Annotated in this window: 22 protein-coding genes and 1 tRNA gene; 15 read left to right on the top strand and 8 right to left on the bottom strand. The window is 71.6% G+C overall.

Annotated features, from left to right (window positions below):
• Positions 1–89: 89 nt before the first annotated feature.
• Positions 90–1,667, bottom strand: coding sequence for an MDR family MFS transporter (locus R4P08_RS04485; protein WP_317812553.1), 1,578 nt, complete (start codon positions 1,665–1,667; stop codon positions 90–92).
• Positions 1,664–2,386, bottom strand: coding sequence for a TetR/AcrR family transcriptional regulator (locus R4P08_RS04480; RefSeq protein ID WP_317812552.1), 723 nt, complete (start codon positions 2,384–2,386; stop codon positions 1,664–1,666). Before R4P08_RS04480 ends, R4P08_RS04485 begins: the two co-directional genes overlap by 4 nt.
• Before the next feature lie 113 nt (positions 2,387–2,499).
• Here R4P08_RS04480 and R4P08_RS04475 point away from each other — a divergent pair.
• Both R4P08_RS04475 and R4P08_RS04470 read left to right on the top strand, forming a co-directional pair.
• Positions 2,500–2,575, top strand: a tRNA-Glu gene (locus R4P08_RS04475).
• A gap of 91 nt (positions 2,576–2,666) precedes the next feature.
• The gene (locus R4P08_RS04470; RefSeq protein WP_317812551.1) at positions 2,667–3,539 is read left to right on the top strand and encodes an ABC transporter substrate-binding protein; all 873 of its coding nucleotides are present in this window, start codon (positions 2,667–2,669) and stop codon (positions 3,537–3,539) included.
• A gap of 36 nt (positions 3,540–3,575) precedes the next feature.
• Here R4P08_RS04470 and R4P08_RS04465 read toward each other — a convergent pair whose 3' ends face one another.
• Positions 3,576–4,277, bottom strand: a complete 702-nt coding sequence (locus R4P08_RS04465; protein ID WP_317812550.1) for an IclR family transcriptional regulator — start codon at positions 4,275–4,277, stop codon at positions 3,576–3,578.
• Positions 4,278–4,347: 70 nt separating this feature from the next.
• Between R4P08_RS04465 and leuC the strand changes: the two genes are divergently transcribed.
• The 3 genes from leuC to R4P08_RS04450 all read left to right on the top strand — a co-directional run bounded on the left by leuC (position 4,348) and on the right by R4P08_RS04450 (position 6,929).
• Positions 4,348–5,814 (top strand): 3-isopropylmalate dehydratase large subunit, encoded by a 1,467-nt coding sequence (gene leuC, locus R4P08_RS04460; protein ID WP_317812549.1) that lies wholly within the window; start codon positions 4,348–4,350, stop codon positions 5,812–5,814.
• Between the two features lie 6 nt (positions 5,815–5,820).
• Positions 5,821–6,417, top strand: coding sequence for a 3-isopropylmalate dehydratase small subunit (leuD, locus tag R4P08_RS04455; RefSeq protein WP_317812548.1), 597 nt, complete (start codon positions 5,821–5,823; stop codon positions 6,415–6,417).
• 134 nt (positions 6,418–6,551) lie between these two features.
• The gene (locus tag R4P08_RS04450; protein WP_317812547.1) at positions 6,552–6,929 is read left to right on the top strand and encodes an HU family DNA-binding protein; all 378 of its coding nucleotides are present in this window, start codon (positions 6,552–6,554) and stop codon (positions 6,927–6,929) included.
• A gap of 41 nt (positions 6,930–6,970) precedes the next feature.
• Here R4P08_RS04450 and R4P08_RS04445 read toward each other — a convergent pair whose 3' ends face one another.
• Genes R4P08_RS04445 through cofC form a run of 3 tightly spaced genes read right to left on the bottom strand, consistent with a single transcriptional unit; the run spans position 6,971 to position 10,727 of the window.
• Positions 6,971–7,915, bottom strand: a complete 945-nt coding sequence (locus tag R4P08_RS04445) for an NUDIX hydrolase (RefSeq protein ID WP_317812546.1) — start codon at positions 7,913–7,915, stop codon at positions 6,971–6,973.
• Positions 7,912–10,008, bottom strand: coding sequence for an RNA degradosome polyphosphate kinase (locus R4P08_RS04440; protein ID WP_317812545.1), 2,097 nt, complete (start codon positions 10,006–10,008; stop codon positions 7,912–7,914). Before R4P08_RS04440 ends, R4P08_RS04445 begins: the two co-directional genes overlap by 4 nt.
• Positions 10,005–10,727 (bottom strand): 2-phospho-L-lactate guanylyltransferase, encoded by a 723-nt coding sequence (cofC, locus tag R4P08_RS04435; RefSeq protein ID WP_317812544.1) that lies wholly within the window; start codon positions 10,725–10,727, stop codon positions 10,005–10,007. The genes R4P08_RS04440 and cofC overlap by 4 nt, the downstream gene beginning before the upstream one ends.
• A gap of 110 nt (positions 10,728–10,837) precedes the next feature.
• On the opposite strand from cofC, the gene R4P08_RS04430 reads away from it, so the two are divergent.
• Both R4P08_RS04430 and R4P08_RS04425 read left to right on the top strand, forming a co-directional pair.
• A complete protein-coding gene (locus R4P08_RS04430; RefSeq protein ID WP_317812543.1) occupies positions 10,838–11,836 on the top strand; it encodes an NAD(P)H-dependent glycerol-3-phosphate dehydrogenase in 999 nt (332 codons plus the stop codon).
• 10 nt (positions 11,837–11,846) lie between these two features.
• Entirely contained in the window at positions 11,847–12,953 is a 1,107-nt protein-coding gene (locus tag R4P08_RS04425) for a D-alanine--D-alanine ligase family protein (protein WP_317812542.1), read from the top strand.
• A gap of 9 nt (positions 12,954–12,962) precedes the next feature.
• Here R4P08_RS04425 and R4P08_RS04420 read toward each other — a convergent pair whose 3' ends face one another.
• Positions 12,963–13,649 carry a DUF3515 domain-containing protein gene (locus tag R4P08_RS04420; RefSeq protein ID WP_317812541.1) on the bottom strand — a complete coding sequence of 229 codons (687 nt, stop codon included), beginning with the start codon at positions 13,647–13,649 and terminating at the stop codon, positions 12,963–12,965.
• A gap of 110 nt (positions 13,650–13,759) precedes the next feature.
• Here R4P08_RS04420 and thiL point away from each other — a divergent pair, with 110 nt between their 5' ends.
• The 3 genes from thiL to R4P08_RS04405 are packed head-to-tail and all read left to right on the top strand — an operon-like array spanning position 13,760 to position 16,010.
• Positions 13,760–14,746 (top strand): thiamine-phosphate kinase, encoded by a 987-nt coding sequence (gene thiL / locus R4P08_RS04415; protein ID WP_317812540.1) that lies wholly within the window; start codon positions 13,760–13,762, stop codon positions 14,744–14,746.
• A gap of 22 nt (positions 14,747–14,768) precedes the next feature.
• Positions 14,769–15,290 (top strand): gamma carbonic anhydrase family protein, encoded by a 522-nt coding sequence (locus tag R4P08_RS04410; RefSeq protein WP_317812539.1) that lies wholly within the window; start codon positions 14,769–14,771, stop codon positions 15,288–15,290.
• Between the two features lie 3 nt (positions 15,291–15,293).
• Positions 15,294–16,010 carry a uracil-DNA glycosylase gene (locus tag R4P08_RS04405; RefSeq protein ID WP_317812538.1) on the top strand — a complete coding sequence of 239 codons (717 nt, stop codon included), beginning with the start codon at positions 15,294–15,296 and terminating at the stop codon, positions 16,008–16,010.
• Positions 16,011–16,127: 117 nt separating this feature from the next.
• On the opposite strand, the gene R4P08_RS04400 is transcribed toward R4P08_RS04405, so the two are convergent.
• Positions 16,128–16,922, bottom strand: coding sequence for an enoyl-CoA hydratase-related protein (locus R4P08_RS04400; protein WP_317812537.1), 795 nt, complete (start codon positions 16,920–16,922; stop codon positions 16,128–16,130).
• 127 nt (positions 16,923–17,049) lie between these two features.
• Between R4P08_RS04400 and R4P08_RS04395 the strand changes: the two genes are divergently transcribed.
• From R4P08_RS04395 to R4P08_RS04375, 5 genes are all read left to right on the top strand, one after another.
• The gene (locus tag R4P08_RS04395) at positions 17,050–18,795 is read left to right on the top strand and encodes a DAK2 domain-containing protein (RefSeq protein WP_317812536.1); all 1,746 of its coding nucleotides are present in this window, start codon (positions 17,050–17,052) and stop codon (positions 18,793–18,795) included.
• Positions 18,792–21,038 carry an ATP-dependent DNA helicase RecG gene (gene recG / locus R4P08_RS04390; protein WP_317812535.1) on the top strand — a complete coding sequence of 749 codons (2,247 nt, stop codon included), beginning with the start codon at positions 18,792–18,794 and terminating at the stop codon, positions 21,036–21,038. The genes R4P08_RS04395 and recG overlap by 4 nt, the downstream gene beginning before the upstream one ends.
• A gap of 29 nt (positions 21,039–21,067) precedes the next feature.
• Positions 21,068–21,655: a 16S rRNA (guanine(966)-N(2))-methyltransferase RsmD gene (rsmD, locus tag R4P08_RS04385; protein ID WP_317812534.1), complete on the top strand. Its 588-nt coding sequence runs from the start codon at positions 21,068–21,070 to the stop codon at positions 21,653–21,655.
• Positions 21,652–22,125, top strand: a complete 474-nt coding sequence (coaD, locus tag R4P08_RS04380) for a pantetheine-phosphate adenylyltransferase (RefSeq protein WP_317812533.1) — start codon at positions 21,652–21,654, stop codon at positions 22,123–22,125. The genes rsmD and coaD overlap by 4 nt, the downstream gene beginning before the upstream one ends.
• 138 nt (positions 22,126–22,263) lie before the next feature.
• Entirely contained in the window at positions 22,264–23,055 is a 792-nt protein-coding gene (locus tag R4P08_RS04375) for a DivIVA domain-containing protein (protein WP_317812532.1), read from the top strand.
• The last annotated feature ends 5 nt before the right edge of the window (positions 23,056–23,060 follow it).

Raw genomic sequence — 23,060 nt, 5'->3', positions numbered from 1 at the left:
GCGCTGCGTTGCTGCCCGGTTGCCGCGCGTGTGGATCACGTGACGAGGTGCTCACCCGGCGTGCGCGCCGCGGTGAGCACCTCGCGTGGTCAGGAGACGGTCTCCTTGAGTTCGTCCTCGCGCAGGAACAGCAGGAAGATCGTGGCGAGTACCACCAGCGGCACCACGAAGTGGTAGATCGGCACCAGGGCGTCGTTGTAGGAAGCGACGATCGCCTCGTGCAGCGGTCCGGGAAGGCCGGCCAGGACGTCCGGGCTCATCGAGTTGGAACCGGAGCCACCGGTGATCGCACCGGCGGCCGCAGCACCCTCCGGCCCCATGGCGGCGGCCGCGGCGGGGACCTTCTCGCCCATCAGGTCGGCCAGCCGGCTGACGAACAGCGACCCCACGATGGCCGACCCCAGGGTTCCGCCGATCTGGCGGAAGAAGTTGTTGGACGCCGTCGCGGTGCCGACCATGGAGACGGGGAACGAGTTCTGGACGATCAGCACGAGCAGCTGCATGCACAGGCCCAGGCCGAAGCCGAAGACGAAGATCACCACGCCCAGGTGCACCAGTGTGTCGTGGGCGCGCAGGGAGCCGATGAACCACAGGCCGACGGCCATGATGACGGTGCCGACCACCGGGTACCACTTGTAGCGGCCGGTGCGGCTGACGATGTTGCCCACCACGATCGAGGTGCCCATCATCCCGACCATCATGGGGATCATCATCATGCCCGCGGCCGTGGGGCTGAGCCCGTGGACCATCTGGATGTAGGTGGGCAGGTAGGCCATGCAGCCGAACATCGCGACGCCGATCAGGAGCCCGGCGGCGGTGGACAGCGTGAAGTTCCGCTCGGCGAACAGCGTCATGGGGATCAGCGGGTGCGGCGAGCGCCGCTCGACCAGGACGAACGCCACCGCGCAGACCAGGAACAGCGCGCCCAGGCCGAGCACCATCGGGTCGGTCCAGGCGTACCGGTTGCCGCCCCACGAGGCGGCCAGGATCAGGGAGGAGGTGCCGATCACCATGAGCGCGGTGCCAGGCCAGTCGGTCTGGCGTCCGGCGCCCCGGTTCGGCAACCGGAGCGACAGCACGGCCACCCCGAGCGCGAGCAGGCAGATCGGCAGGTTGAACCACAGCGCCCAGCGCCACCCGGGGCCCTCGGTGAAGAAGCCGCCGAGCAGCGGGCCCAGGACTGACGACAGGCCGAAGACCGAGCCCATGATCCCCATGTAGCGGCCGCGCTGGCGGGCCGGGACCACGTCGGCGACGATCGCCTGGGACAGGACCATGAGCCCGCCACCGCCCAGCCCCTGGACGGCGCGCGCCGCGATGAGGACGTCGATGTTCCACGCGAGTGCGCCCAGCACCGACCCGGCCAGGAAGATCAGGATCGCCGCGACGAACAGGGGTTTGCGGCCGATCTGGTCCCCGAGCTTGCCGTACACCGGCAGGCCGATGGTCATGGTGAGCAGGTAGGCGGTGATGACCCAGCTCATCTTGTCGACCCCGCCCAGGTCCGCGACGATCGTCGGCAGCGCGGTGGCGAAGATCATCTGCCCCAGGGACACGATGAGCATGCCCAGCAGGAGGGAGCTGAAGACCAGCGGCACGTTGTGCATGGGCGGTGCGGGTGGGGCGGTGTCGCGGGTGTCCGTCGTGCGGACGGTGGTGTCGCTCATGAAGGGGTTCCCCTGGTGGTAGTGGGTGCGGTGGGTGCGGGGTATGCGTTGGTGCGGGCAGTGTCAGTGCGGGGGGCCACCAGGTGCGCGAGCTGCCCGAGCGCGGTGGCGCACTCGCCGTCGAGGTCGTCGAAGGTCGCCGATTCCCGCGTCAGCCAGGTCGAGAACCCGAGGTTCGCGGCGCCCGCGACGAGGGCTACGCAGGCGCGTGCCTCCGCCTCGGCGGGGACCCCGGTCAACCGCCGGAGCGACGGGTGCCGTTGGAAGTGCTCGGTCACCAGGTCCACCAGCTGGAGGTGGAAGCGGGACGACGAGGTCATCCGGGCGGCCCCGAGGTCCGGGTTCGCGCGGAAGATCGCCCGTCGGCGTTGCGCCAGCGTCACGGTCTGGGCGTTGTCGGCGGTGCGCGCGGCGGCGAACGCGCCGAGGAACAGCCGTAGGAGCGCCCCGGGCACGTCCGGGTCGACCGCGTCGAGGAAGTCCGCACGGTCACCGTCCGGGACGGTGACGGGGGGCGAGCCGATGACGGCCGCCTCCTTGGAGGGCACGTAGTTGAAGAAGGTGCGCTTGGACACCTCCGCGTCCGCGCAGATCTGGTCGACCGTCACCGCGTCGTAGCCGTGCTCGAGGACGAGCGAGGTCGCGGCCGTCTCGATGGCCACCATCGTGGCGCGTCGTTTGCGCTCCCTGAGGGAGTCCGGGTCTGGTGGTGAGGTCACGAAGGGAGCCTACAGAATAAGTACACCGAGTGCATAGTTGCACTCGGTAAAGGCCGGTTGGCCGGGCGATTTTGAGGTGCGGGGGTGGGCTCGGTAGTCTCATCGGGTACCAGGCCCCCGTCGTCTAGCGGCCTAGGACGCCGCCCTCTCACGGCGGTAGCGTGGGTTCGAATCCCATCGGGGGTACCAGAGAAGCATTTGTCCCGGTTCGTCGCGAGAGCGAGGAGCCGGGACATCGTGCATTTCAGGGCGGGTCACGGGGGCGTGAGAGGATTCCGGCGTGCCGACTCGCCGCGACGCCCTCCGCCTGGCCCTGGGGGCCGGACTCGGTCTCACGGGCCTGTCCGCGTGCGGGACGGGCGGGGAGGCGACGACGTCGATGATGACGACGACGACGAGGTCGCCGGTCTCCGGAGATGACCCGCTCGCCCCTCCGAGTCCCATCCGGACGCCCACCGCGGACTCGCCGGTCCGGCGCGTGATCACCCTCTCGTCCGCCGATCTGGACGTCCTGCTGGCCCTGGACCGAGAGCCGGCGGCGGCGTGGGCGGCCGACGGCACGGGACCCAGGCCCTGGCGGGACCGGGCGGCGCCGCCCGCACCCGATTGGGGCGGCCCGGGACTGCCGAGCCTGCGCTCGCTGTTGCCGTTCGGGGTCGACGCGTTCGCCCTCGCGGCAGCCGACGCCTCCGAGTCGCAGTTGCGCGGACTCGAACGGCTGGCCGGGGTCATCGTGGACCCGGGTGGCCGGCCCGGGTGGCGGGAGCACCTCGACCTGGTGGCGGCGGCCGTCGATCGCGATCCCGACCCGGCCGCCGGCGTCGCCGAGGAGGCGCTGGACGCGTGGGCCGGGGGACAGCGGAGGCTGGGGGTGAGAGCCCTCGTCGTCGTCGTGGGTACCGGCGCCCGCCCCGACACCCCCGTCGCGACCCTCGGGGAGGGGTCGCCGCTCGGTGGGGAGATCCGGCGGCTGGGCCTCGACGTGGTCTCCTACGCGGAGCCGACACCGTATCGCGAGCTGCGGAGGCCCGGGGTGCAGGTGGTGCGCGTGGACCCGCGCGACGGCGACCTCGTGGCGGCGGTGCGCCAACCGAGCGTGACCAGCCTGCCGTGGGCGCTCGGGCGGCTGGTCGCGGGACGCCGGCCCGTCTGACCCGGGGCGCCTGCCGTGATTCCCGGGGGCGGGGGGCTAGAGCCGTTTGTGGATCGCGTCGGCGGCGGCGAGCAGGTCGGCGGCCCAGCGCACGCCGGGGCGTCTGCCGATGCGGTCCACCGGGCCCGAGACGGAGATGGCGGCCACGACGCTCCCGCCCGCGTCTCGGATGGGGGCGGAGATGGAGGCGACGCCGGCCTCGCGCTCGGCGATCGACTGGGCCCAGCCCCGGCGGCGCACCTCGGCCAGCTGCCTCTCGGTGTACGAGGCGTCGACCAGCAGCGCTCGCTGGGTGGCGGGATCGGCCCAGGCGGCCAGCACCTTGGCCCCGGAGCCCCGGGTCATCGGCAGGATCGCGCCCACGGGGACGGTGTCCCGCAGGCCGGTCGGGGGTTCGGCGGAGGCCACGCAGACCCGGTGGTCGCCGTCGCGGCGGTACACCTGCACGCTCTCCTCGGTGGCCTCCCGGAGGCGGGGCAGCACGGCGGAGGCGGCCTCCGCCAGGGAGTCGGACGCGTGGGCGGCGAGTTTGGCCAGACCGGGGCCCAGACTCCACACGCCGGCGTCGTCGCGGGAGAGGAGTTGGTGGATCTCGAGCCCCACCGCGAGCCGGTGGGCGGTGGCCCGGGGGAGCCCGGTGCGCTCGCAGAGTTCCGACAGGACGCACGGCTGCTCGGCCACGGCATGGAGCACCGTCATGGCTTTGTCGAGGACTCCGATTCCGCTAGACTGTCTCACAGTTCGACTATAGCGTCCTACATGTTGAGAATCTATCGATTCGAGGACAGGGATGTGGACTGGAGGCGTGATGAGTGAGACAACGACCGGCGGCGCGCGGCCCCGGACCCTGGCCGAGAAGGTCTGGGACGACCACGTGGTGGTCCGCGGAACGGGCGAGGGGGAGTCCCGCGAGCCCGACCTCGTCTACATCGATCTCCATCTCATCCACGAGGTCACCAGCCCCCAGGCCTTCGACGGGCTCCGGCTGGCCGGCCGCGGCCTGCACCGCCCGGACCTCACCCTGGCGACCGAGGACCACAACGTCCCCACTGACATCGTGGGCGGTGCGATCAACCTCATCGCCGACCGGGTCTCGCGGACCCAGATCGAGACCTTGCGCAACAACTGCGCGGAGTTCGGCGTCCGGGCGTACCCGATGGGCGATTCCGAGCAGGGGATCGTCCACATCATCGGCCCCCAGCTCGGCCTCACCCAGCCCGGCATGACGATCGTGTGCGGCGACTCCCACACCTCGACCCACGGCGCGTTCGGCTCCATCGCGATGGGTATCGGCACCTCCGAGGTCGAGCACGTCATGGCCACCCAGACGCTGTCCCTGCGGCCGTTCAAGACCATGGCGGTCACGGTCACCGGCGAGCTGCAGCCCGGCGTCTCCGCCAAGGACCTGATCCTGGCCGTCATCACCCAGATCGGCACCGGCGGCGGTCAGGGCCACATCATCGAGTATCGCGGCGACGCCATCTCCAAGCTCTCGATGGAGGCCCGGATGACCATCTGCAACATGAGCATCGAGGCCGGGGCGCGGGCCGGCATGATCGCCCCCGACCAGACCACGTACGACTACCTCGAGGGTCGGCCCCACGCGCCCGCCGGCGCGGAGTGGGACGCGGCCGTCGAGTACTGGAACGGCCTGAACACCGACGACGACGCCGTGTTCGATACCGAGGTCGTGATCGACGGCTCAACGCTCACCCCGTTCGTCACCTGGGGGACCAACCCCGGGCAGGGCGCGCCGCTCGGATCGGCCGTCCCGCACCCCGAGTCCTTCGGCGACGAGAACGAGCGGATCGCCGCCGAGGGCGCCCTGGAGTACATGGATCTCGAGGCCGGCACGCCGCTGCGCGAGGTCGGGGTCGACGTGGTCTTTGTCGGGTCGTGCACCAACGGTCGTATCGAGGACCTGCGGACCGTGGCCGAGGTCATCGAGGGCCGGACGGTGGCGGACGGTGTCCGCATGCTGGTGGTCCCCGGGTCGATGCAGGTCCGTGAGCAGGCCGAGGAAGAGGGCCTGGACAAGGTGTTCACCGCCTTCGGCGCCGAGTGGCGTCAGCCCGGGTGTTCCATGTGCCTCGGCATGAACCCGGACTCGCTCCTGCCGGGGCAGCGCTGCGCCTCGACCTCCAACCGGAACTTCGAGGGTCGCCAGGGCAAGGGCGCCCGCACCCACCTCGTCAGCCCGGCGGTCGCCGCGGCCACCGCCGTCATCGGGCGCCTCGCCTCGCCCGCCGATCTCGAGCCCGCGAAGGGGGCCTGACTCTTCATGGAGCCCATCACCACCCACACCGGCATCGGTGCCCCCCTGCACCGGTCCAACGTGGACACCGACCAGATCATCCCGGCCGAGTACCTCAAGCGCGTCACGCGCACCGGGTTCGAGGACGGCCTGTTCTCGTCCTGGCGGGCTAACGAGCCCGACTTCGTCCTCAACCGCTCGCCGTACGACCGCGCCTCCGTGCTGGTGGCGGGTTCCGACTTCGGTACCGGCTCCTCCCGCGAGCACGCGGTGTGGGCGCTGAAGGACTTCGGTTTCCGCGTGGTCATCTCGTCCCGTTTCGCCGACATCTTCCGCGGCAACTCCGGGAAGTCCGGTCTGGTGGCGGCCCAGGTCGACCAGCAGAATGTGGAGCTGCTGTGGAAGATCATGGACGAGCGACCGGGAATCGAGCTGACCGTCGACCTGGTCACGCGGACGGTCACCGCGGGTGATGTGACCGTTCCGTTCGACATCGACGACTACACGCGGTGGCGTCTCATGGAGGGGCTCGACGATATCGGGCTCACCTTGCGACAGGCCGATGCCATCTCGGAATTCGAGGCGCGCAGGCCCTCGTTCAAGCCGGTCACCACCCCCCGTTGACGGGCCTTCGCCGGGAAAGTGTGGAGTCTCCTCCGAAACCGACCCGGACTGGTGTCTAGGTGTGAATATGCTTATGTTTACTGCGGTGCGGGAGTATCCCGCGCCCGCGTACCCACTCGAAGGGGGACCCCGACGTGAACAAGGCTGACCTGATCGCAGAACTGGCGGACCGGATGGGCGGAGATCATCAGCTCGCCACCGAGGCACTGGAGAACACACTCGACATCATCGTGCGGACGGTGGCGTCGGGGGAGTCCATCACCATCATGGGGTTCGGCATCTTTGAGAAGCGCCGCCGCGCAGCCAGGGTCGCGCGGAACCCGCACACCGGCGAGTCCATCCCCGTGCCGCCCACCTACTCGCCGGCGTTCCGCCCGGGGCAGTACTTCAAGTCCGTGATCCAGGGCAGCGAACCGCTCCCCGAGGGGCGCCTGGCCGCCAAGCGGTCCAGCTCGCACCAGGCGTTCGGCGGTCTGCGCAACGGGGTGGCCCAGCACGACAAGGTCAGCTGAGGACCGGGTCAGCTGAGGTTCAGGTCAGCTGAGCCGCCGGCTCACAGCAGCGGCAGGGGGCTCGGGTAGTAGTCGGCGTACACCAGCGTCTCGCCGTCGAAACCCAGCCCCCATGCCCCGGCCTTCTTGGTCGACGTGGACCCCACGCTGATCCCGGCCAGCGCGGCCAGGTCCTCGACCATCCCGGGGATCGCTGTTCCCTGCGAACTCACCGCCGCCACCCCGTTGCCGGCGGCGAGCTCGACCAGGCGCCGTCGTGCGGCCACCGGGTCGTCCAGGTATCCCTCGTCGGTGAGTGCCGGCTCGGTTCCCATCCCGACCCCCAACTCGTCGGCCAGTGGGGCGAGGGTCTGTTCACAGCGCACCCGGGGGGCGCTGAACAGCCGCCGGACACCAAAGGCCCGGAGCATCGGGACCAGGAGCTCGGCCTGGGTCCGCCCCGACTTGTCGAGCGGACGGAGCGTGTCGTCGCCGCTCCACTCCGACCTGCTCCCGGCCTTGGCGTGCCGGACCAGCAGGAGGACCGAGTCCGCCGGTCGGGCGTCCGCGAAGCGGGACAGAATCTTGCGGTCCAACGAGTAGGAGACCAGTTCCCTGGCCTGGTCGACGGGCAGCCACCGGATCTCGTCCACCTCGGAGTTCGGCTCGAACCCACCACCGTGGGCGAGCGCCGACCAGTAGGTGACCTCTTTGCGGGTGTTCGCCTTGAGCGGGTACGCCGTGGTGCCGATCCGCGACTCGAGGGCAGCGGTGAAGCCCGTCTCCTCGGCGATCTCCCGCACCGCGGTAACCGGCAGCGACTCCCCGGCGTCGACCTTGCCCTTGGGCAGTGACCAGTCGTCGTAACGGGGGCGGTGGACGACAGCACAACGCGGGGTGTCCCCATCCATCCGGTACAGCACCGCACCGGCGGCGGGGACCACCCGGACACGGGACCCGCCCTTGCCGCCCGTCCTGCTCCCCACCTTGCCCGGCGCCTTGCTCAACGGTTCCGGAACCCTGCGTGGAAGGCGGCCATGCGTTCCTGGTGGTCGACCGAGTCGGCCCAGTCCTCGGCGGGCGGCATGCGCGTCCACGAGGCGTCGGGCTGGAGGTGGAAGCTCCTGGTGGCCGGATCGAGGGCGGAGTCGAAGATGCGGTGGATCTGCCCCTTGAGCCGGGGGTCGGTGACCGTGGTCATGACCTCCACTCGGCGGTCCAGGTTGCGGTGCATCATGTCGGCGCTGCCGATGAGGACCTCGTCCGCCGCGCGGAAGTTCAGGATCCGCGAATGCTCGAGGAAGCGGCCGAGGATCGACCGCACGTGGATGTTCTCGCTGAGCCCGGGCACCCCGGCGCGCAGAGCACAGATACCGCGGACGACGATCTCCACCGGGACACCCGACTGGGAGGCGCGGTAGAGCGCGTCGATGATCTGCTCGTCGACCAGGGCGTTGGCCTTGAGCCGGATCCCCGCCTCGCGTCCCTCGGCCGCGAACGCGATCTCGCGGTCGATCCGCTCGATGAGCCCCGAGCGGATTCCCTCGGGGGCCACGAGCAGTCGCCGGTACTTGGAGACGTTGGAGAACCCGGTGAGGTGGTTGAACAGGTCGGTGAGGTCGGACGCGACGTCCTCGTCCGCGGTGAACAGCCCGACGTCCTCGTAGAGGCGGGCCGTCTTGGGGTTGTAGTTGCCGGTGCCGATGTGCGCGTAGCGCCGGAGCTGGTCGCCCTCCTTGCGCACCACCAGGCAGGTCTTGCAGTGGGTCTTGAGGCCCAGCAGGCCGTACACCACGTGGACGCCGGCCTGCTCGAGTTCGCGGGCCCAGCGGATGTTGTTCTGCTCGTCGAACCGCGCCTTGATCTCGACCAGCGCGACCACCTGCTTGCCCGCCGCAGCAGCGTCCACGAGCGCGTTGACGATGGGGGAGTCGCCGGAGGTCCGGTACAGGGTCTGCTTGATCGCCAGGACGTTCGGGTCCGCTGCGGCCTGTTCGATGAACCGCTGCACGGTGGTGGCGAACGACTCGTAGGGGTGCTCGACGAGGACGTCCCCCTCCTGGAGGGAGGCGAAGATGTTCCGGGCCGTCTCCCGCTCACCGAAGGCCGGCGGCGTGGCCGGGATCATGGCCGGATCCTTGAGGTCGGGCAGGTCCAGCCCGTGGATCTGCCAGAGGCCCGTCAGGTCGAGCAGCCCGGAGAACCGGATCACGTCCGCGTGTTCCACGTCGAGCTCGTGTTGCAGGATGCGGAGCATCCGCGGCGTCATGTCCTCGGCGATCTCCAGGCGGACGGCCGAACCGAAGCGGCGGCGGGCCAGCTCGCGTTCGAGGGCCTGGAGCAGGTCCTCGTCGCGGTCCTCCTCGACCTCCATGTCCGCGTTGCGGGTCACCCGGAAGACGTGGTGCTCGACGATCTCCATGCCCTGGAAGAGGTCGCCGAGGTGCGCGGCGATGATCTGCTCCGCGGGGACGAACGTGTACTCGTCGTCGACCCCCCGGTCCACCCGGACGAAGCGGGGGACGTTGTGCGGGATCTTGACCCGGGCGAAGTGCTCCTGCCCGGATCCGATGTCCCGGATGATCACCGCGAGGTTGAGGCTGAGGCCGGAGATGTAGGGGAAGGGGTGTGCCGGGTCGACCGCGAGCGGGGTGAGGACCGGGAAGATGGAGTTCCGGAACAGCTCCGCCAGCGAGAACCGCTCGTCCGCGGTGAGCTCGCTCCAGGGCAGGATCCGGACCCCGTTCTGCTCGAGCTCGGGACGGATCTCGTCGTGGAACAGCCGGGTCTGCTCGTCGCAGAGTTCGCGCGTACGGATGCTGATCCGGCCGAGCTGCTCGGCAGGTGTCTGGCCATCGGCCGACCGCACCGACAGCCCCGTCTTGTCGCGTCGCTTCAGACCGGCCACGCGGACCATGTAGAACTCGTCGAGATTCGAGCCGAAGATCGCCAGGAACTTGGCGCGCTCGAGCAGCGGCAGTTCCTTTTCTCCGGCCAGTCCCAGAACCCGGGCGTTGAAGTCGAGCCAGCTGAGTTCGCGATTGAGGTAGCGGTCGCGGGGTCGGGGGAGCAGTTCGTGGACGAGTTCGTCTGCGGTCACGGGACCATTGTTGCCGATACCCCGGCGGCGTGGGCGCCGGGTGCGTCGGCGCGTGCCCGGAGAGTCGTAGCGGTGGCCCCGCCCACGGTTCGGCCGGAGAGTCCGGCCAGGTCCTCGGGGGTGTCGACATCGCGTCCGGCGGCGCCGGAGGTGTCGGCACCCAGGAGCGGGACCGCCCCGCCCTCGGAGACGTGCCGGGCCGCGGAGTCGGCACCGAAGCGGGGCACCCGCGTCGTCGCGGGGCCGGTCCAGAAGACCATGGTCGTCCCGACGCCGCGATGGTCGGGGACCATGGAATGCGCGTGCCGAGCGGCGGCGGAGAGCACCCGTTCGAACGTGTCGGAATCGAGCTCGGGGAGATCCGCGGTCACCACTCCCACCGGGCCCGACACCCCGGAGAGCGCCGCCGTCAGAGCGGCGTTGAGCGGATCGATGTCCGGCCGGTCCGGGCCGGCCGGGGGTTCCGGCACGACCTCGAGACCGAACCCTCGGGCGAGAGCTCCGACATCGGGGTCGGAGGTGACCACCCTGACGCGGGAGACGGCGGGCGACCCGGCGCAGGTGCGGAAGACGTCGGTGGCCATCGCCAGGACGAGCGCACGGCGACCCGGGGCCGACAATGCGCGTGCGAGCCTGCTCTTGGCGCGGTCGAGAGCCTTGACGGGGACGATGATCGTCCACCCGCCGTCGGCTGTCCCGCGTCCCACCATCGTGCTCATCGCCCGCCATCCTGCCAGCCGGGCCGCCGGAGTGCCCCGCGCCGGGTAGCGTTTGCTCACGATCCACCGTCGGTGGGACTGAGGTGGAGCACGGAGAGCCGGGAGGCGAAATGGCGCGGGTCGCGGTGATGGGTGCGGGGTCGTGGGGGACCGCGGTGGGCAAGGTGCTCGCGGATGCCGGCAACGAGGTCGTCATGTGGGCCCGGCGCGATGAGGTGGCCCGGGGGATCAACGAGGGACACCGCAACGACAAGTACCTACCGGAGATCATCCTGCCGGCGACCGTCACCGCCTCGACCGATCCGGCCGAGGTGCTCGCGGGGTCGACCGAGGTCGTGCTGGCGGTCCCGTCCCAGAGCCTGCGCGGGAACCTGGAGACGTGGGTGGACCTGTTCGAGCCGGGCGCGGGGGTCATCTCCCTGGCCAAGGGCATCGAGACGGGCACCCTGATGCGGATCAGCGAGGTGGTCGCCCAGGTCACGGGGCTGCCGGAGGACAAGATCGCCGCGCTGTCGGGGCCGAACCTGGCGCGGGAGATCGCGGAGGGTCAGCCCGCGGCGACCGTCATCGCCTGCACCGACCCCGAACGCGCCGCCCGGCTCCAGGACGCCTTCTCCACGCGCTACTTCCGCCCGTACACCAACACCGATGTGGTGGGTTGCGAGATCGGCGGTGCCACCAAGAACGTGATCGCGCTGGTGTGCGGGATCGCCCGCGGGATGGGGCTCGGGGACAACACGATGGCCACGCTCGTCACCCGGGGCCTGGCGGAATCCACCAGGCTGGGCGTCGCCCTGGGGGCCAACCAGATGACGTTCGCCGGTCTGGCCGGGCTCGGCGACCTGGTGGCCACGTGCACCTCGCCGTTGTCGCGGAACCGCACCTTCGGCGAGCGCCTGGGCCGGGGGGAGACCCTGGAACAGGCTCAGCAGGCCACCAACGGCCAGGTGGCCGAGGGCGTGAAGTCCTGCACGTCGATCCGCGAGCTCTCCCGCCGGGTGGGGGTGGAGATGCCGCTCACCGAGGCGATCCACGAGATCTGCCACGAGGGCGGCAACGCCGTCGAGGTGGCGGTGCGCCTCATGAGGCGCAGCACCAAGCCCGAGTAGCCTCGGCCCGGTGAACCGCATCACCGTTGCCGTCCTCTACGGCGGTCGCAGCTCCGAACACTCCGTGAGCTGCGTATCCGCCGGCGCCGTCATGGCCCATCTCGACGCCGCCGTCTATGAGGTGATCCCCGTGGGGATCACCGGGTCCGGGGCCTGGACCCTGGGCCCCGACGATGTCTCCGACCTGCGCATAGTCGACCGCAGCATGCCGGTGGTCGACCCGCACCGCCCGCAGGTCGCGCTCGGCCTGTCCGTGGACGACCGCGGGGTGCTGCGGTACGTCGACGGCGAACGGGCCGGGGAGGAGATCGCCCGCGTGGACGTGGTCTTCCCGGTCATGCACGGCACGCACGCGGAGGACGGGACCATCCAGGGGCTGCTCGAACTCTCGGGGATCCCGTACGTCGGGCCGGGCGTCTTCGCCAGCGCCGCCGGGATGGACAAGGAGTTCACCAAGGTCGTACTGGGCGCGGCGGGGCTGCCGATCGGTCAGCAGGTCGTGCTGCGTCCGGGGACCGAGAGCCTCTCCGAGGCGGACTGCGACCGGCTCGGACTCCCGCTGTTCGTCAAGCCCGCCCGCGGTGGCTCGTCCATCGGCATCACCAAGGTCTCGCGGGCGCAGGACCTCGAGGCGGCGATCGCCGAGGCGCGCCGCTTCGACCCCAAGGTGATCGTCGAGGCCGCCATCGTCGGACGCGAGGTCGAGTGCGGCGTCCTGCAGTACCCGGACGGACGCGTGGAGGCGAGCCTGCCCGCCGAGCTGCACATCCCCGGGGAGGCCACCGGCCAGCCCGGAGAGACGGAGGGCGAGGCCTTCTACGACTTCGACACCAAGTACCTCGACGACGTGTGCACCTTCGACCTGCCTGCCGAGCTCCCCGCCGGGGAGACCGACCGTCTGCGGGCGCTCGCCGTGGAGGCGTTCCACGCTCTGGACGCCCGGGGACTGAGCCGGGTGGACTTCTTCGTCACCGACTCCGGCCCGGTGATCAACGAGGTCAACACCATGCCGGGCTTCACCCCGATCTCGATGTACCCGCAGATGTGGGCGGCGACCGGGGTGGACTACCCCACCCTGCTCGACACACTCCTGCGGACCGCGCTCGCCGGGACCTGACCCCGCTGGTCAGCCGATCGGCGCCGGCCGCGGTTCGACGGCGTCGAGGCTGGCTTCGAGTGCGTTGGACAGGTCCTGGATCGGGCCGGTCCCGCTTCCCTCGGGCAGCGTCACCGCGATGTACTGCGGCCGGTCGACGGCCACCCAGGTCGACGACGTCACGGCCGGGTCCGGATCGGGTTCGTTGAACCACTCCACCCCGTTGACCTCCTGCAGGGTGGTGCCGACGGTGAAGGTCGGCGGGGCGTCGAGTCCACAGCGGACCACGACGGGCTCGGCGTCGGGCATCCGGTAGGCCGCCGCACCCGGCGGGGCGGGTTCGTTGAACGCCACCCGCCTGGCGTCCCCGAGGGAATCGGGCAGCGACCGGAGCAGGGCGAGACAATCCTCGGACTCCGCGCCGGGAGCCGGGACGGTCACGGCCGTGACGGGTTCGCTCGCGGCTGCGTCGGCCGCCTCGTCGCCGACGCCCCGCACCAGGACCAGGACCACGGCGAGCATCACGAGCGGGATGATCACCGCGGCGATCACCACGAGGGTAGAGACCGGCCGTGGGGTTCCGTCCGCAGACCTGTCGGAAGGGCTCACGGTGTCGCGAGGGTCGTAGCCGCGAGGGCCGGTGTTGCCAGGTCCGGTGTCGCGAGGGCCGGTGCTGCCAGGTCCGATGTCGCCCGGGTCGGTGTCCGTAGTGCTCACGCCGTGTCGTCCCCTCGCCTCTGCCGGGCCGCCGTGGTGGCGGCCGCTAGCCTGACGGCAACGCTACAGACCCGCTCCGGCTCGCCCGGCGCCTGACCGCGAGGACATCGATGAACCCAGCGACCGACCCGCACCCCACCGTCGCGGCGGTGGGGGAGGCCGCTGTCCTGGCGGTGCTGCGGGGTCCGGGGGACGCCCACTCAGGGGACCCGGTGGGCAACGGCGACGACGCCGCGGTCCTGGGTCCGGCCGCCGCGACGGTGGTGACGACCGACATGCTGGTGGAGGGGACGCACTTCCGACTGGACCTGACCACCTGGAGGGACATCGGACGCCGGGCCGTGGCCCAGAACGTCTCGGACGTCCTGGCGATGGGCGCCGACTGCTCCCGTGTCCTGGTGGCCGTGGCCGTACCCGGCGAGACCACGACGGATCAGATCGCCCAGTTGTCGGCCGGGATCCACGAGGAGGCAGCGCGATCCGGCGCCGTGGTGGTGGGCGGCGATCTCACCAGCGCCCACCTCGTCGTCGTCAACGTGACGGCGATCGGCACCCTCCCGGACGGGGCGCGCCCCGTGCGGATCGACGGCGCCGCCCCGGGCGACGCGGTGGCGCTCACCGGTCAACCCGGGCGGTCCGCGGCGGGGCTCGCGCTGCTCCTGGCCGGCCGCGCCGACGGCCCGCTGCAGCAGTCGCACCGGGTGCCCGTGCCGCCGATCGGCTCCGGCACGGCCGCGCGGCTGGCCGGGGCCCACGCGCTCACCGACGTCAGCGATGGTCTGCTCCGCGACCTCGCGGGCGTCGCGCGGGCCTCGGGGGTGGCCGCCGACCTCGTCGTCGACGCGCTTCCCGTCGACCCCCTCCTCGCCGGCGCCGCGACCGCCCTCGGCGCGGCGGACCCCGACGCGCAGGTCCTGGACTGGATCCTCGACGGCGGCGAGGACCACGGGTTGCTCGGCACGTTCCCGCCGGGCGCGACCATCCCGCCGGGGTTCACCGTGATCGGCAGGATCAGGTCCGGGGAACCGGGCGAGGTGACGGTGGACGGCGATCCCCGGACCCCGGGAGGCTGGGACTCCGCCCGCAGCGTGAACTAGACCCGCGAACTAGGGTGGCCGCATGGCTGTCTACGCACTGGGAGACCTCGAACCCGACATCGCGCCCGACGCGTGGGTGCACCCCGACGCCGTGGTCATCGGGCGGGTACGCCTCGGCCCGGGCGTCTCCGTGTGGCCGACCGCCGTCCTGCGCGGTGACTACGGGCGGATCGAGGTCGGGTCGATGACCAACATCCAGGACGGGACGATCGTCCACTGCACCGAGTCGGAGCCGACGCTGATCGGTGAGCACTGCATCGTCGGCCACAACGCCCACATCGAGGGCGCGACCATCGGCGACGGTTCCCTGATCTCCTCCGGCTCGATCGTGCTCAACGGCGCGGTGATCGGCGCGGGGGCGATCGTCGCCGCCGGGTGCCTGATCCCGCCGCGGTTCGAGCTGCCCGCCGGGCGCATGGCGATGGGGGCGCCCGCGAGGATCCGCGAAGGGTACGAGGTGAACCCCGAGATGCTGGCCGGGAACACGCAGAAGTATCACGACAACGCGATGAGGTACCGCTCCGAACTCCGACGGTTGGACTGACCGGTGGGCGGTCTACAGGCGACCCCGCCGCCTCTCGGGGACGTGATCGACCCCGGGTGGGCGCGGGCGCTCGCGCCGGTGGCGGAGCGGATCCGCGAGATGGGGGACTTCCTGCGGGAGGAGACCGCCGCCGGCCGGGGTTACCTCCCCGCGGCGGACCGGGTGCTGCGCGCGTTCTCGCACCCGTTCGACGACGTCCGGGTGCTGATCGTGGGCCAGGACCCCTACCCGACGCCCGGCCATTCCGTCGGGTTGAGCTTCGCGGTGGACGCGGACGTCCGCCCCCTGCCGCGGAGCCTGGTCAACATCTATCGCGAATACTCCAACGACCTGGGGCTGCGGGCGCCGGAGCACGGCGACCTCCAGGCGTGGGCGAGTGCGGGGGTCCTACTGCTCAACCGCGTCCTCACCGTGGCACCCGGGGAGCCCGCCTCGCACCGCCGCAAGGGCTGGGAAGAGGTCACCGGGAGAGCGATCGAGGCGCTGGTGGAACGGGACCGTCCGCTGGTGGCGATCCTGTGGGGCAGGCAGGCGCAATCGCTGGAGCCGTTGCTGGGGGAGACGCCGATCATCGCCTCCGCGCACCCCTCGCCGCTCTCGGCCTCGCGCGGGTTCTTCGGCTCCCGTCCGTTCAGCCGCGCCAACGACGAGCTGGCACGGCTGGGTGCGGAGCCCGTGGACTGGCGGTTGGCGGACCGACCCGGGGAGCCACCGGCCTGATCGAGCGGCGGCCTGAACGAGCGGCGGCCTGAACTAGCTCCGGCCTGACTGACGCCGAGGTGACGCGCGCTCACCTAAACACATGTAGAGGAGCGCCCGCACCGGGTCGCCGAGGACTCAGGCGTCGCCGAACCGCGGGGTCCGCTTGGCCACGAACGCGTTCACGCCCTCGATCCCGTCGGGGGACACGGCCAGCGTCGCGATGGAGTCACGCTCGGCGTCGAGCTGCTCCGACAGCGAGTTGACCTCGGACCGACGCAGCAGTTCCTTGGTCGCGGCGTAGGACGCGCGGGGGCCGGAGGCGAGCCGTGCAGCGAGCTCACGGGCGGCGGTGGGGACATCGCCCTCGACGAACGTGGTGATCATCCCCATCCGGTGAGCCCGCTCGCCGTCCACCGGCTCGTTGCCCAGGATGAACGCGCGGGCCGCGGACTGTCCGATCGCTCGCGGCAGCCGCCACGACATCCCGCCGTCGGGGGACAGTCCGATCCCCGGATACGCGGCCAGCAGGCGGGTGTCCGGGCCGCCGACCGAGAAGTCGGCGGCCAGCGCCAGGGACAGCCCCGCCCCGGCCGCCCAGCCGGCCACGGCGGCGACCACCGGCACGGGCGCCCGGTCGAGCTGGCGGACCACCCCGTGGAGGCGGTCGGCGAGCTCGCGGACGTGCTCCGACCGGTCCTCGGCCGCCGCGAACCCGGGCACGTTGCCGCCCGCGCAGAAGTTCTTGCCCAGGCCCACCAGGAGGATCGCCCCGACGTCCACCGTGCCGGCGAGCACCGAGTCGAGGGCGACGCCGGCCTGGCTGATGCAGTCGGAGTCGAGCGAGTTGCCCTTGCCGTCGAGCGACACCGGGAGCGTGAGGACCCCGCCCTCCAGGGAGACGAGGGGGGTGTCGGCGAGATCAGAGGTCATTGGCGCTCCCGGTGCTGATGGTGGCCGTCTCGGCCAGTTCGACGGCTGTCGAAGGGTGAGGGTACTAGGCTTGGCCGCGCCGACGGTGACGTCGGGGCGCAGGGGTGAGCCGAATCGAGGAGGGGTGATGACGCCGGAGTCGACGCGTGTCGAGGAACGCCCGTCCTCTCTCGACGCCCACGGGTTGCTGGGCTGGGCCCGCAGGTGCGTGGAGCAACTGGCGACCCACCGCGAGGAGATCAACGCTCTCAACGTCTTCCCGGTTCCGGACGCCGACACGGGCACCAACCTCCTCTACACGATGCGAGCCGCCGTCGAGAGGGCCGAGGGCGAGGAGGCCTGGATCTCCGAGGGTGGGGGAAGCGCCGGAGCCCGCGAGATCGCGGTGGCGCTGGGCCACGGCGCGGTTCACGGAGCGCGGGGGAACTCGGGCGTCATCCTGTCCCAGGTCCTCCGGGCGGTCGGCGAGGCAGCGACCTTCACCGTCCTCGACGCCTCCACCTATCGGCGCGCGCTCCGGACCGCGGTCACGCTCGTCAACCACGCGATCAGCGACCCGGTCGAGGGCACCATCGTGACGGTCCTGCGCGAAGCCGCGGCCGGGGCGGTCCGGTCCTCGGCCTCGTCGCTCGCCGAGGTGGCACGGGCCGCCGCGGACGCCGGGGCCCAGGCCCTCGACCGCACGACGTCCCAGTTGCCGGCGCTCGCGCGGGCCGGAGTCGTGGACGCCGGTGGTCGCGGCCTCCTGATCCTCCTCGACACCATGGTCGAGGTCCTCCTGGGGGAGGCCCCGGAGCGGCCGGACTACTTCATCCCCGCCGACCAGCCGAGCGACGCGGCCACCCGGTCCGACCCGTCGGCCGCGGCGACGGGCAGGGACGGCTCGGAGGTGACCCGTTACGAGGTCATGTATTCGCTGACCCACTCGGATGACGCGCGCGCGGACGAGGTCAGGTCCGCGCTGCGGACGCTCGGCGACAGCGTGGGGGTCGTGGGTGACGGCGGCACCGGGGACAACGCGCGCTGGGCCGTGCACGTGCACACCAACGACATCGGTACGGCGATCGAGGTCGCCCTCCCGCTCGGCCGGATCACCGAGATCCGGGTGACGGACATGCTGGACCCGGTGCACGCGCCCGCCGCGGTCGACCACGCGGACGGGCACACCCACGCAGACGACCGCCTGGACGGTCACCTGCACGCGGACGGGCACGGGCGGGCCCCCGAGCGGGCGGTCGTGGCGATCGTCCCGAGCGGCCCCCTGGCTGACCTGTTCGCCGAGGCGGGGGCGCACACCGTGGACCCCGGGGAGAACGCCGACGGGGTGGTCGACGCGGTTCTGGCGGTGTCCGCCGAGGAACTGCTGGTGCTGCCCAACGGCGAGCTGTCCAGGGCCCAGATCGGTGCGCTCGACGCGGCGCTGCGCGAGGTCGACGGGCAGGCCCTCATCCTCCCGACGGGATCGGCCGTCCAGGGCTTGTCGGCACTCGCGGTCCACGATCCCTCGACCACCCTGTCCCTCGACGGCTTCGGCATGGCCGACGCCGCCGCGGCCACCCGGCACGCCCACCTGGTCCGGGCCGAACAGGACGCGCTCACGATGGTGGGACGCTGCGACGCGGGTGACCTGCTGGGCGTGGTCGGCCACGACGTCGCGCTCATCCACACGGACCTGGTGGACGCCGTCTGCGCGCTCGCCGAGAGGTTGTTGTCCTCCGGCGGGGAGCTGGTCACCCTCCTGCTCGGCGAGGAGTACGACGAGGCCGCCTCCGAAGCGGCGTTGTCCCGCCTGAGGAACCGCCACCCGGACGTCGAGGTCGTGGGATACGCCGCCGGGCCCGGCCGGGTGCTCGCCCACGTCGGGGTCGAATGACCGCGCTGGCCACCACGGACACCCCGCTGACGGAGGTCCTCGATCCCGAACTGGCGGAGCGGATCACCGGCGCCTTCGGCCACCGGACCGTCGGCGACCTGCTCCACACCCTGCCCCGGCGCTACCGACAACACGGGCAGCGCTACGACAAGCGCGAGCTGGTCGACGGCGAGCGGGTGACGATCATCGGGAAGGTCCGCACGGCCGCGACCCGCACGTACAGCACCAAGCAGGGCCAGGCCCGGGAGATGCTCACGCTCACGGTGGAGGACGGCGACACCTCCTTCAGGGTCGTCTACTTTGCCGGCCGCAAGATCAAGTTCATGCTGCCGGTGGGCACGGTGGCGATGTTCGACGGGACCGTGTCGCGGTTCCGGCGCGAGCTCGACCTGAAACACCCCGAGTTCCTGGTCCTGCGCCCGGTCTCCGGACCCGGGGGCCAGCTCAAGGGATCCGGGAACCTCGCCGCCCTCGCAAGGTTGTCGGCGGAGATCGACGCGGAGGGCGGCCCGAGCCTGTTCGACCGTCCGCTGCTGCCCATCTACGCGGCCAAGGAGGGGGTGACCTCGTGGGACCTGCTCGGCGCGGTGGTGACCGCCGTCAGGGCGCTGGTCCCGGTGGTCGATCCCCTGGACGCCACCGTGCGGGCGGTGGCAGGACTGATGGACCTCGACGACGCGCTGCGCAAGGCGCACCTGCCGGAGAACACCGAGGAGAAGGACAGGGCGGGCTACCGCCTCCGGTTCGACGAGGCGATCGCGCTCCAACTCCTCCTGGGCGCCCGGCGCCGGTTTGTCGCGCGCGACCCCGCCCCGGCCAGTCCGGTGCGCTCCGGCGGCGTGCGGGCCGCGATGCTCTCACGCCTGCCGTTCGAGCTCACCGACGGCCAGGAGACGGTGCTGGCGGAGATCACGGCGGACCTGACCCTCGACGAACCGATGAACAGGCTGCTCCAGGGTGAGGTCGGCTCCGGCAAGACGGTCGTGGCCCTGCTGGCGATGCTCCAGGTGGTGGACGCGGGGCGACAGTGCGTGATGCTCGCCCCCACCGAGGTGCTGGCCTCCCAGCACCACCGCTCGTTGTCGGCGATGCTCGGCGACCTGGGCGAGCAGGGGCGGTTCGGCGCGGCCGAGCAGGCCACGCGGGTTGTGCTGCTGACCGGGTCGATGTCCATCGCGCAGCGGCGGGCCGCGCTGCTGGACATCGTCACCGGCGAGGCCGGGATCGTCGTGGGCACCCATGCGCTGATCCAGGACTCGGTGGACTTCTTCGACCTGGGTCTGGTGGTGGTGGACGAGCAGCACCGCTTCGGCGTCCGTCAGCGCGACCGGCTCCGCGCCAAGGGCCGCGAGGGTCTGGTCCCGCACCTGCTGGTGATGACCGCGACCCCGATCCCGCGGACCATCGCGATGACCGTGTTCGGCGACCTGGAGGTGTCCGAGCTCCAGGAACTGCCCGGTGGCCGCCGGCCCATCTCCACCTCGGTGGTGCCGGCCCGCGACAAGCCGCTGTGGGTGGAGCGGGCGTGGCAGCGGGTGCGCGAGGAGGTGGACGCGGGCCACCGGGCGTACGTCGTGTGCGCGCGGATCGACGCCGCCGAACCGGACGACGACAAGGCCGACGACGCCCCGCCGCTCGCCGCCGCCGTGGACCTGCACGAGTACCTGTCCACGGGCCCGCTCTCCGGGGTCCGGGTGGGTCTCATGCACGGCAGGCTGCCGCCGGAGGAGAAGGATGCGGCGATGGCGGATTTCGCCTCGGGGCGGCTCGACGTCCTGGTGGCGACGACCGTGATCGAGGTCGGCGTGGACGTCCCGGAGGCCACCGTCATGGTGGTGATGGACGCCGAGCGGTTCGGGGTGAGCCAGCTCCACCAGCTCCGTGGGCGGGTGGGCCGGGGCGGGTTGCCGGGGCTCTGCCTGCTCGTAACCAATTCCCGCAGGGGCGGCAAGTCGATGGAGCGGCTCGACGCGGTGGCCGCCACCACCGACGGGTTCATCCTGGCCCAGCTGGACCTGGTGCAGCGCCGGGAGGGCGACGTCCTGGGCGACGCCCAGTCCGGTGCGCTCTCGGCGCTCCGACTGCTGTCGGTGGTCGACGACGGCGAGGTCATCGAGATCGCCCGCCGCCACGCCGAGGAGATCCTCGACGCCGACCCCGGTCTCCACGACCACCCGGCCCTCGCCGAACGGGTCAGCCGCCTGGCCGGGTCCGAGGAATCCGACTACCTGTTCAAGTACTGACCGCCAGCATCTCGACAACCAGGGGAACCATGACCCGCATCATCTCGGGCCGCCTGCGTGGGCGGTCGATCACCGTGCCGCCAGCGGGGACCCGGCCCACCACCGACCGCGTCCGCGAGGCGCTGTTCAGCGCGATCGTCAGCCGCGTGGACCTCACCGGTGCAGCCGTGCTCGACCTGTTCGCGGGATCCGGCGCGCTCGGGCTGGAGGCGGTCTCGCGTGGTGCCGACGTGGCGTGGTTCATCGAGGAGAATCCCCGCGCCGTGGCCTGCCTGAAGAAGAACACCACCGGGTTGTCGTCGTCGTTCCCGTCGACCCGGGCGACCATCAGGCGGGCGGCGCTTCCGGCTGCGGTCGCCGGACCCTGCCCGGTGGCGGGCGGTTTCGACCTGGTGCTCGCCGACCCGCCGTACGCGGGTTCCGGAGCGCTCGACGCCCCCGTACTGCAGGCGCTGCTGGAGGGCGGGTGGCTGGCCGCGGACGCGCTCGTGGTGTGGGAGCGGTCCAAGCGGGACCCGGGGGTGCGATGGCCCGACGGATACGAGCGCGAGTTCGAGCGGACCTACGGCGAGACCGCCGTCGAGATGGCCAGGCCGGTTGATACGGTCGCCCCATGACGACTGTCGTTTGCCCGGGCTCCTTCGATCCGGTGACCCTCGGGCACCTGGACATCATCCGCCGATCGGCGGCGCTGTTCGACGACGTGATCGTCTGCGTGGTGGCCAACCCCAACAAGCAGGGCACCTTCACCATCGACGAGCGCACGGAGTTGATCTCCGAGGTCTGCGCGGACATCCCCGGCGTGCGGGTGGACAGCTTCTACGGACTGCTCGTGGACTACTGCCGCGATCAGGGCGCGACGGCCGTGATCAAGGGCCTGCGGGACTCCACCGACTACGACTATGAACTGCCGATGGCGCACATGAACCGGTCGATCTCCGGGATCGACACCGTGTTCCTGCCCACCAGGTCCGATCTGTCGTTCGTGTCCTCGTCGCTGTGCCGGGAGGTCACGCGCCTGGGCGGCGACGTCTCGCACCTGCTGCCGGACGTCGTCGCGCGGGCGCTCTCCGACCGGCTGGGCTGATCGAGGGCGGTCGGGCTGAGCCTCCCGTGGGCGACTCGCGACCCCGACCGACGGACACACCGCCGCCGCACCGGCCCCGGGGCCCGCGTTGCGGGCACACTGGGGGCGCAAGTGTGACAAACCGGTGAAGGGACGAGCGTGTACCGAGTGTTCCAGGCCCTCGACGAGCTGAACGCGATGATCGAGGACGCCCGCAGTCTGCCCATGACCGCGAACTGCATGGTGCCCAGGCACGAGTCCCTGCTGTTGCTCGACGACATCCGGGACTCCTTCCCCGGCGAACTCGACGACGCTCAGGACGTGCTGGACCAGCGCGACCGGGTGCTCGCCGAGGCGGACGCCACCGCCCGCGACACCGTCGCCGCCGCTGACGCGGAGGCCGACCGCACGCGCCGCGAGGCGCGCGAGGACGCGGACGCCATGCTCGCCGACGGGAAGGCGCGAGCCGACCGGATGGTCGCCGAGGCCACCGCGCACGCCGACGGACTCGTCGGCGACGCCCGCGCCGAGTCGGCGGAGCTGCTCGACCGCTCCCGGCGTGACGCCGAGTCGACCACCGCCCGCGCCCGGGCCGAGGCCGACAGGCTCGTGGAGCAGGCCAACATCATCTACGACCGCACGATCACCGAGGCCCGGCAGGAGCAGCAACGCATGCTCGCCGAGTCCGAGGTCGTCCGGATCGCGGACGAGGAGGCCGCACGCGTCCGCGACGCCGCGCACGCCGAGAGCGAGCGGCGGCGCGAGGAGTGCGACGCCTACATCGACGGCAAGATGGCCACGTTCGAGGAGTTCCTCGCCTCGACCATCCGGACCGTCGCGCGCGGCCGGGACGAGTTGCACGGGGCCGCCCCGGCAGGGCGGCGTGAGACGCCCGTCCGCCGCGCCGCCCGCGAGGACGAGCGTCACGGTGACGGGTACGGGGACTACTGACCCCG

Origin of the sequence: Rhodococcus sp. IEGM 1408 (genome assembly GCF_033142235.1) — a bacterium.
Classification (GTDB): Bacteria; Actinomycetota; Actinomycetes; order Mycobacteriales; family Mycobacteriaceae; genus Dietzia.
This window is presented reverse-complemented; position numbering and strand designations above follow the sequence as displayed.